This window comes from Aeromonas sp. Lyrl_2 (assembly GCF_051948815.1).
GTDB lineage: Bacteria > Pseudomonadota > Gammaproteobacteria > Enterobacterales > Aeromonadaceae > Aeromonas > Aeromonas veronii.
Genome location: NZ_JAYJLJ010000051.1, coordinates 1 through 2,270, shown reverse-complemented (window position 1 = coordinate 2,270; position 2,270 = coordinate 1). Strand labels below are relative to the sequence as shown.

The following is a 2,270-nucleotide window of genomic DNA, read 5'->3' as shown; positions in this document are numbered from 1 at the left end:
CCGGTTGATACGGGCTTCCAGCGCCTGGATTTTCTGCTGCTCCGGAGTCAGCGCTTTGCTGATTGGGGTAGTGCCACTGCGTTCGGATTGCAGTTGCTGAACCCAGCGGCGCAGTACGGTTTCACCGACATCCAGTGAACGACTAGCTTCAGGGACAGAATATCCCTGGTCGAATACCAGGGATGCGGCTTCGAGTTTGAATTCGGCAGTAAATGAGCGACGTAATCTTGTCATTGAACACCTCAAGTCATGGTGGAGACTGTACCACCTAAAATGGTGTCCGGGATGATTAGACCACTACAATGATACCCTTGAGGGAGATAGTGGTAATGACATCATCTTTGGGCAAAAAGGGAGTGATACCCTGATTGGTAGTCTTGGTGAGGGTATCCTTATTCTAGGGAGCGACACTATGATCGGTGGAGCTGACTGCAATGCCTGGAAGTGGATAGCTGGCAATACGGATGGCAGTACCTACACTGTCACGGATTTCACCTTGGGACACCTGCCAGCGGCGGAGATGTACTTGATCTGTCTGATTTGCTGGTTGGCGTACCAGCATGGGAGGAAAACGAAGATTTGGCGGTAGTGTTGGAGAATTACTTGTAGCTCACGACTACCAAGACGTTGACTATCGATTCCGCTGAGGCAGGTGGAGAGACAGAACTGACCATTCGGTTCTAAGGTAGTCTCGATTTGGATGTCAATGGTCCGACCACATCCAACTACGACATCATCAAGCAACTGCTGGATGATGGCAACCTAAAGGTGGATCCGTAACTTTCTTTCGGGGCCGGGCTTGCCTGGCCCCTGTTTTTTCCTCAAGGGGATGGATAAGATAGCGGCAGTAGAGGAGAGGGGTAATCATGCAGTCATTCAACTGGGTCGACATTGATGGCATCCGTTATAGCTGGGATGGGCAGGGGAACATTACCTGCGCAGGCCAGTTTGGCTATCAGGCCTCGATCGCGGGGGATCGGCTGGATGGGATGGAGATTGAGAATGAGGCCGGTGATGTAGCGGGCTCGCTCTATGTTGACTTTGCTACGGCCTCTATCACTTATGTGCCGGTCATGGATACCGAGTCTGCCCATAACATGATTCTGGTTGGCCATCATCAGGGGCAGCAGGAGTATCCGCTGGCCAGTTTTCACTCTCCGTTGTTGCAAGATTTGCTAGGGCCATCTGATACCATTCCTTGGTCTGCGATGGAGGAGGATAGTGGTGGCACCAATATCGGACAGGCGGTGCAAGGACACGTTCTGTCGTGGGACTCGTTCCATTTCGATGATGAGGTGTTGGTCTGTGGCGCGGCTCCTGAGCTGGATATGGCAAACCAGAGCCAGGATCCCGGCAGCATGGTCACCATTAGTCTCGATCTGACCAATCAGATACTGGATCAGATCCCCCCCTTGCACGATATATAAATCCCGTAGCTGCACGGGCATAATGGCCTCAATCTTTCCGATTGAGGTTTTTTTCTATGTGGCGTCCCCTTCTTACTCTTTCCGCTCTGGTTGTCAGTGCTCCGCTGCTGGCGATTGAAGTGCCGCAAGCGCCCCATCTGGTGGTGAGCGGTTATGCCGAGCAGAAGACCGAACCCGATATGCTTACCCTCAATGTGGCGGTGAGCGCACTGGATAAGCAGGGCCTCAAGGCCAAGCAGCAGGTTGATACCAAGGTCGCAGCCTTTTTCAGCCAACTGGAAGGGTTGGGGATCAAGCGCAGCGATGTTGAGGCTGGCAACCTGATGGTCTCTCCGGAATATCAGTATGGCGAGAACAAGAAGCCGGTATTGTTGGGATACCGTGCTCAGCGACAATTGGCGGTGAAGTTCTATCAGCTGGATAAATTGAGCCCCCTGATGGATACCGCCCTCAAAGCCGGGCTGGAGTCCGTATCCCAGATTGAGTACGGGTTGAAATCGCCGCAGGTCATCAAGGAGCAGGCCCGTCTGAATGCCGTTGAGGATGCCAAAACCAAGGCTGAATCTCTGGCCAAAGCGTTTGGGATGAAGCTTGGCAAGGTCTACAGTGTGGAGTACCGCAATGCTTCGCCCATTACCGCCTACAGCCGCAACCTGAAGGTAGTGCAGGCCATGGCGATGGCTGCACCTGCGGCGGATATGGCGGACAACAGCTATCAACAACAGCAGATCACGGTAAGTGATAATATCGAGGCTGTTTTCTTGCTGGAGTGATGCCCATCGTTGAAGTCCAGTCATGAATAACCCCGCCATTTGCTGCGGGGTTTTTATTGCGCATCGATGC

The 2,270-nt window shown here is 53.0% G+C and carries 4 protein-coding genes; 3 read left to right on the top strand and 1 reads right to left on the bottom strand.

Features of this window, described 5'->3' with window-relative positions; translation table 11 throughout:
- Window positions 1-234: transposase (locus VF684_RS20830; RefSeq protein WP_376898554.1), on the bottom strand; the 234-nt coding region annotated here is incomplete at its 3' end.
- Between the two features lie 100 nt (window positions 235-334).
- On the opposite strand from VF684_RS20830, the gene VF684_RS20825 reads away from it, so the two are divergent.
- The 3 genes from VF684_RS20825 (at window position 335) to VF684_RS20815 (ending at window position 2,200) form a co-directional block, all read left to right on the top strand.
- Window positions 335-589: a hypothetical protein gene (locus VF684_RS20825; RefSeq protein WP_323670591.1), complete on the top strand. Its 255-nt coding sequence runs from the start codon at window positions 335-337 to the stop codon at window positions 587-589.
- A 277-nt stretch (window positions 590-866) separates the two neighbouring features.
- The gene (locus VF684_RS20820; RefSeq protein ID WP_108612654.1) at window positions 867-1,427 is read left to right on the top strand and encodes a hypothetical protein; all 561 of its coding nucleotides are present in this window, start codon (window positions 867-869) and stop codon (window positions 1,425-1,427) included.
- Between the two features lie 56 nt (window positions 1,428-1,483).
- Window positions 1,484-2,200 carry an SIMPL domain-containing protein gene (locus tag VF684_RS20815; RefSeq protein WP_376898550.1) on the top strand — a complete coding sequence of 239 codons (717 nt, stop codon included), beginning with the start codon at window positions 1,484-1,486 and terminating at the stop codon, window positions 2,198-2,200.
- The last annotated feature ends 70 nt before the right edge of the window (window positions 2,201-2,270 follow it).